Genomic DNA, 6,652 nt, shown 5'->3' with positions numbered 1-6,652 from the left:
GTCTGGGACGGAAACCTTCACCTTCCGGGCGCGCGGGGCGGGAAGGCCGATCAGTTGCAAATTGTCTCTTCGGCGGAAATTCGCGACGGGGTGGAAACGCCGGCCGTTCCGAAATTGGCGGAGCGGCCGCCGGAGGTGCCAGCGGGCGTGAGGCTCGCGGTTTGATGGTGGGCAACTGCGCATCCATCGCCTTGCGCCGACGGATATCTTTCAGTTTCGGTTTGCGTAGCTTGCCATCCGCGGTCTTGCGAAGGTCACCGAGCTCTTCGGCTTCGAGCTCGCGCATTTTGCCCGGCTCAATGTCGAGCACCAGCGGCCCGTAGCCGACACGGCGAATCTTTTCGACGTGATGGCCGATCTCTTCGAACATTTTGCGCAACTCGCGGTTGCGGCCTTCAATCAGGATGACTTCATACCAGGGATTGTCGCCCTGACGGACCTTGCGGATCTGGGCAGGCGCAGTCTGCACGCGGCCTGAGCCCGGCTTGCCTCGCTCGATGCCCACACCCGAACGCAACCGATCCAGATCTTCTTCGGAGGGCTCGCCACTCACCTTTACCAGGTATGTTTTCTCCACGCCTGCGGCGGCGCGGGTGAGCTTGTTCGCCAGGTCGCCGTCGTTTGTCACCAGCAGCAGGCCTTCGCTCAGGTAGTCCAGGCGCCCGACGGGGTAGAGCCGCTCGCGCAATTTCGCGAAGAACTCCATCACTGTTGGCCGTCCTTCAGGATCGCGCACCGTGGTTACGAAGCCCCTGGGCTTGTTGAGCATAAAGTAGCGGAGGCGCTCGGAGCCTTGCAGAAGTTTTCCGTCAACGCGGATGTGGTCGCGGGCGGCATCGGCCTTGGTGCCGAGTTCGGTAACGACTTTGCCGTTTACCTGCACGCGGCCCGCGGTGATCAGGTTCTCGGCAGCGCGTCGGCTGGCGACTCCGGCCTGGGCGAGAATCTTCTGCAGGCGCTCAAGCTTGCCTGCGAGTTCTGGCTCGGCCATGGCGTCGATCTCTTCGTGGGCTTCGGGAGCGCTCGCATCAGAAGCGTCGGCCTCGTCGGCAATGGAGTCTGGCTCGGAGTCACTCGCCTGCTCAAATGTGTCGCTGGCAGCGGCGGCTGTTGCTTCTTCAGCTGCATTTGCATCGTTTTCGGGGCCATCGAGTTCAGGCCGGTTGGCATCGGGGCGCACATCGTCGCTCATGGGGAGATTCTCGGTTCTGCCTGCTTCGTTTCCAGTGAGGCTCGGCAGGCGCGGGCTTGTGCGGTGAGGTGCAGGCTATTCAGCCGCTTCTGTATTCTCGTTGGTTTCGTTTACGGCAGCCGGAGTCTCGTGAGCATTTACGGCCGGCGAGGGCGAATCGTTATCCGGCTCTTCCGGTGCGTTCTCATCCAGTGCAGGACGATCAGTACCTTCGGCCTCGTACTCAGCAGTCGCAGCATCACCCTCGTCGACGGCCGCCGGTTCGACTTCCTCAAGCTCGCTAGCCATTTTCTCGAACTCATCCATCGACGGCAATTCGGCGACGTCTTTGAGACCGAAGCGCATCAGGAATTCCTTGGTGGTCTTGTAAAGGATGGGGCGTCCGAGAACTTGTTTGCGGCCTGCGGTGGTGATGAGTTTGCGGGCCAGCAGAGAGCCGAAAACTCCCGATGAGTCCACGCCGCGAATCTCGTTGACTTCGGGTGCGGTGACAGGCTGCTTGTAGGCAATGACGGCAAGCGTTTCAAGAGCGGGCAGCGAGAGCTTCATCGCCGGCTTGAGGCTCTTGATGAACATGCGCACAGCATCGTGACACTCGGGCTTGGTGGCCATGCGATATCCGCCGGCAATTTCGCGAATCTCCACACCGCGATCGTCAGAGGCATAGTAGGCAATCAATTCGTCGATCAACTGCCGCAGAACGGCTTTGACATCGCGATCGCGCTGGCGTGCGGCGCGTTTGGCTTCGGTCTCGGGATCGAGAGGAGCTGATTCCTCTTGAGCTGACTCGGCGGCGGCCTCAGCGGTTTCAGTCGGGTCGGCTTCAGTCGCTGTCGATTCAGCGGTTGCTGACTCGGTCTCGACCGGCAACTCGGGCTCGGCCTCGGACGCTTCAGCAAGTCCCGGGTCGGCGAACTCCTGCTCACCGAGGGAGCGGCCGTCTTCGGTGCGCAGGTCCAGATACGCCAACCCCTCATCGATTGAGGATCGCGACGGGTCGGCGGCGCTAGTGGTGGCCTCGGCGGCAGCCTTTTGGGCGGCCTCTTGCTCCGCTTTCCATTGCAGCGCTTCTGCGCCAAACAGGGTTGCGAGCTGGGTCAGGGTGACCGGCTCTTCAGAGGCGTAAATAACGGCTTCCAGCTTCGATTTCAGGCTCATGCAGCAATCAGTACCTTCTGTATGGTACTGGACGGAAGGGGAAGATGCGTCCACAGATGCTGACCAGGCGGGATTCTTGAAAAGAGAGGGCGTTCGGGGGGTACCGAACGCCTTTCGCTCAGAACAAAAACGAGGCAACCTGAAGGAGGATTTCTACGCGATTTGGCGGAAGAGCCAGAACAACGTGCCCGAAAGAAGCGCTGCGGCGGGAAGCGTGAAGACCCAGGCAGCAGCGATGTTACGGATGGTCGACATTTGCAGGCCGCTGCGATTCGCAGCCATGGTTCCAGCCACGCCCGAACTCAGCACGTGCGTGGTACTGACGGGGAGGCCGAAGTTATCCGCGGCAAAGATGGTTGCCATGGCGACCAGTTCGGCAGTGGCTCCCTGGGCATAGGTTAGGTGTTCCTTGCCAATTTTTTCGCCTACTGTCACGACGATGCGTTTCCAGCCGACCATCGTACCCATTCCAAGAGCCAGTGCAACCGCCACTTTCACCCAGGTGGGAATGAACTTGGTGGCCTTGTCGACTCTGCTCTTGTAGGCCGTCAATGCAGTGTTCTCGGCCGCGGTGAAGACGGGGTTGTGGTTTTTCTGCATGAGCCGGATGGCCTCGCTGGCGACATACATGTCGTTGCGCACGTTGGTCTGCTGGTTGGCGGGGACGGCCTTGAACTCCTTGTAGAGTGCGACTTCGTGGCTCAGATCCTCAACCAGCTCGCGCAGCGCGAGAATTGTGTCGGGCTGGAGTTGCTTGGTGCGGATGTAGTCGGTCACCGTGGCGCGAGCGTCGGCGCCAAGCAAGCCGGTCTTGTCAACATGCGCATCGAGAACCTTCCCGGCATTGTTCGACGCCGTGATAAATTGCTGCACGTCAGCGGGTGTTACCGCGTGGTTCAATGCGTAGGCAGTGGGCACCGTGCCGATCAAGATCAGCATGATCAATCCCATACCCTTTTGCCCATCATTTGAACCGTGGAAAAAGCTGACGCCGGTACATGTGAGCACCAGAAGGGCACGTATGGGCCACGGCGGAGGCGCACTGCCCTTCGGCGCCTCATAAAGTCCGGGATACTTGATGGTGGCCTTCGCCAGCAGGAACAATAGTGCAGCCGCGCCGAATCCAACGATCGGCGAGATCAGCAGCACTTTGAAGACCTTGGTGGCCTGTTTCCAATCCACGCCTGAGGTGCCGGAGTGCACATTCATTAGCTGGTTGGCGACGCCCACGCCAATAATTGAACCGACCATGGTGTGCGAGCTGGAGGCCGGAAGGCCGAACCACCAGGTGCTCAGATTCCATAGGATCGCGGCAATGAGCAGCGCGAAGACCATGGCGAATCCAGCGCCGGAACTCACCTGCAGAATCAACTCGACGGGCAGCAGTGTGATGACTGTAAAGGCAACCAGGCCGCTGGAGGTGAGCACACCGGCAAGGTTGCACATCCCGGACCATACAACTGCGATGTTTGGCTCGAGCGAGTGGGTATATATGACCGTCGCCACGGCGTTTGCGGTGTCGTGGAAGCCATTGACGAACTCAAATCCGAGTGCAATTAGCAATGCGATGACCAAGAGCACATACGGCCACGCGCTGCCCATGGTCACGCCGCTGAAATCCTGAGCGATGTGTGTGGCTATGAACCAGATTCCGATGATAAGCGCGAGCAAAACGACGGCTCCGCTGATCATAGCGTGGGTCGGATGCATCTTCTTTTCAAGCAATGCAGCAGCCGGCGGACGGGCTGCGACAGCGGTTGCCGCTTCGGACATGGGTGAACTCCGGAATGTGAGGTGAAGTTACTCTGGATGCTGGGAGAGAGCTCTCCAGATGGAGCAAGGAATATCCGAGGCGTGTGAACGCGAGGTGAAGCGGAGATGAATTTGCGAGGCTGGAGGCGGACAGGCGAGGAAAACGAAAACGGATGCACCAAAGCGCCGCCGTGATCAGAAGACCTGATTCAAGTTACGACAGATGCCGGAACGCCCAGTAGAGAATGCCTGACAAGAGTGCCGCCGCGGGGAGCGTGAACACCCAGCCCGCCGCGATATTGCGGATCGTGGAGAAGCGGAGTCCGTTTCCGTTTGCCGACATCGTTCCCGCGACACCCGAACTGAGGATGTGAGTTGTGCTGACCGGGAGTCCGAATTTGTCGGCTGCGAAGATGGTTCCCATGGCAACCAATCCGGCACTGGCACCTTGCGCATAGGTGAGGTGATCTTTGCCGATGCGCTCACCCACAGTGACGACGACGCGCTTCCAGCCAACCATGGTGCCCAGCCCGAGAGCGAGCGCCACGGCGACCTTGACCCATGAGGGAATGAATTTGGTGGCGTTATCCACCTTGTCTTTGTAGCTGTTCAGGGCCTTCTTTTCATCTGCGTTGAAGGCAGGGTTATTGGCCTTGATCATCAGCCGCAAGGCCTCGCTGGCCACGTACATGTCGTTGCGGACATTGGCCTGCTCTTGTGGCGGGACTGCCTTGAATTCCTTGTAGAGGGCGACCTCGTGATTCAGGTCCTCAACGAGTTCACGCAGTGCGAGAATCGTGTCGGGTTGCAGTTGCTTGGTGCGAATGTAGTCAGTGACTGTGGCGCGCGCGTCGGGTCCCAGAATGCCTTTGGGATCGACATGACGATCGAGAATCTGGCCGGCGCGCTGTGATGTGACGATGAACTCCTGGACTTGAGCCGGACTCACGGCATGGTTCAGCGCATAGGCTGTGGGGACAGTGCCGATGAGGATGAGCATAATGAGGCCCATGCCCTTTTGTCCGTCATTCGAGCCGTGGAAGAAGCTGACGCCGGTGCAGGTGAGCACCATGAGGGCACGAATCGGGAGCGGCGGCGGCGTGTTGTCTTTTGGCGCCTCGTAGAGCTCTGGGAATTTGGCCACCTGCTTCGCGAGCAGGATGAGCATGCCGGCAAATACGAATCCGACAACCGGGGAAATCAGCAGGGCTTTCAGCACCTTCATGGCCTGCTCCCAATCGACGCCCGAAGTTCCGCTGCGCATGTTCATTAACTGATTGGCGATGCCGACGCCGATGATGGAGCCAACCATGGTATGCGAACTGGATGCCGGTAAACCGAGCCACCAGGTGCCAAGGTTCCAGAGGATCGCGGCGATGAGCAGCGCGAAGACCATGGCGAATCCGGCGCCCGAACTCACCTGGAGGATCAATTCGACAGGGAGAAGGGTAATGACGGCGAAGGCCACGGCGCCGGAGGAGAGAAGCACGCCAGCGAGGTTGCAGATTCCCGACCACACCACGGCAATGTTCGGCTCAAGCGAGTGAGTATAGATGACAGTGGCAACGGCGTTGGCCGTATCGTGGAATCCGTTTACGAATTCAAAGCCAAGGGCGATCAGCAACGCAAGCGCGAGCAAGCCGTAGGGCGCGTAGCTGGTAATGGACGCAGCATCGAGATCGCGGGCTACGTGGAAAACGATGTAGACAATGCCCGCTGCAAGCACGGCAAGAAACGCAAGAACACCGGTTTTGCTCGGCGTGCTCTTGAGCTTGCGGTCGAGGAGTGATGTTCCGGTTAAAGCAGTTGCCGACGTTGCCGCCATCAGATTTCCCCGTTCGCGACAATCGATTCGCGGCGCAGCGCGGCGCATGCCAACACGGAATCGGCTGATGATCTTTGATGGAAATGGAGATGGAACGATCTGAGATCGCAGCAGAAGGGACAATCAAAGCAGGATTGCATAAAACCCCAACAACTGAATGCGTGCCCCAGTTGTTCGATGCGCGGCGTCGGTTATCAGGTGCCGCGCTCTCAATTTTACATGAGCTACGCGATGGCTGCGGATTTGAGGGTAGCAAGCGTGTAGTTAGCTGGAACGATAAGTATCGTATTTTCAGTTATTTATATGCTGCTGTTCTTTTTCAGAATTGATCTGCGAGTTCAGGGCGATTTGCATATTTTATGCACCATTTATCGGCTGTTCTGGATCAGACATTCGGGGGTGGGATTTGACTCAAAATCCAGCTACGAGAAGCGCAACCAAGCGGTTGCTTAACAATCTCGCCAGGATTGCCTACAAACACGCAGGAATTCATGCAACCGATTGGTGGCGTTTCTAAGGTCACGGATCAAAACGGACTATTGACCGTGCGGGTTGCGCGACCGTGGACTTGATCGCGTTTTTGTGGAATTCTTCTTTATCGCAATGTTCTAACGCCACTCGTCGGTGGAATTGATCAGGCTTTCATTCACTACGCTGTCGAAGCCCGCGCTCTTCTTAATGAAAATCTCTGAGAACGCACGGTCCTGACGCAGGAGAATCGCCTG

At 58.5% G+C, this 6,652-nt stretch carries 5 protein-coding genes; 1 reads left to right on the top strand and 4 read right to left on the bottom strand.

Translation table 11 applies throughout. From position 1 onward, the window contains the following. The 4 genes from WA354_RS22625 to WA354_RS22610 all read right to left on the bottom strand — a co-directional run. Nucleotides 1-1,192: pseudouridine synthase (locus tag WA354_RS22625; protein WP_472815289.1), on the bottom strand; the 1,192-nt coding region annotated here is incomplete at its 3' end. A 75-nt stretch (nt 1,193-1,267) separates the two neighbouring features. After that, nucleotides 1,268-2,350, bottom strand: a complete 1,083-nt coding sequence (scpB, locus tag WA354_RS22620) for an SMC-Scp complex subunit ScpB (protein ID WP_472815288.1) — start codon at nt 2,348-2,350, stop codon at nt 1,268-1,270. A 153-nt stretch (nt 2,351-2,503) separates the two neighbouring features. Then, nucleotides 2,504-4,123 carry an inorganic phosphate transporter gene (locus WA354_RS22615; protein ID WP_472815287.1) on the bottom strand — a complete coding sequence of 540 codons (1,620 nt, stop codon included), beginning with the start codon at nt 4,121-4,123 and terminating at the stop codon, nt 2,504-2,506. Nucleotides 4,124-4,316: 193 nt separating this feature from the next. After that, nucleotides 4,317-5,927, bottom strand: a complete 1,611-nt coding sequence (locus tag WA354_RS22610) for an inorganic phosphate transporter (RefSeq protein ID WP_472815286.1) — start codon at nt 5,925-5,927, stop codon at nt 4,317-4,319. 77 nt (nt 5,928-6,004) lie between these two features. Here WA354_RS22610 and WA354_RS22605 point away from each other — a divergent pair, with 77 nt between their 5' ends. Then, complete coding sequence (locus WA354_RS22605) at nt 6,005-6,256, top strand: hypothetical protein (RefSeq protein WP_472815285.1); 252 nt, start codon at nt 6,005-6,007, stop codon at nt 6,254-6,256. Nucleotides 6,257-6,652: the final 396 nt, after the last annotated feature.

Source organism: Occallatibacter sp., assembly GCF_049802275.1.
In the GTDB taxonomy this organism is placed as follows: domain Bacteria; phylum Acidobacteriota; class Terriglobia; order Terriglobales; family Acidobacteriaceae; genus Telmatobacter.
This window is presented reverse-complemented; position numbering and strand designations above follow the sequence as displayed.

Excerpts from the sequence above, each read along its gene's own strand:
- WA354_RS22615 (WP_472815287.1), bottom strand. The coding sequence starts at position 4,123 with ATGTCCGAAGCGGCAACCGCTGTCGCAGCCCGTCCGCCGGCTGCTGCA.
- WA354_RS22605 (WP_472815285.1), top strand. The coding sequence starts at position 6,005 with ATGGAAATGGAGATGGAACGATCTGAGATCGCAGCAGAAGGGACAATC.
- WA354_RS22610 (WP_472815286.1), bottom strand. The coding sequence starts at position 5,927 with ATGGCGGCAACGTCGGCAACTGCTTTAACCGGAACATCACTCCTCGAC.
- scpB (WP_472815288.1), bottom strand. The coding sequence starts at position 2,350 with ATGAGCCTGAAATCGAAGCTGGAAGCCGTTATTTACGCCTCTGAAGAG.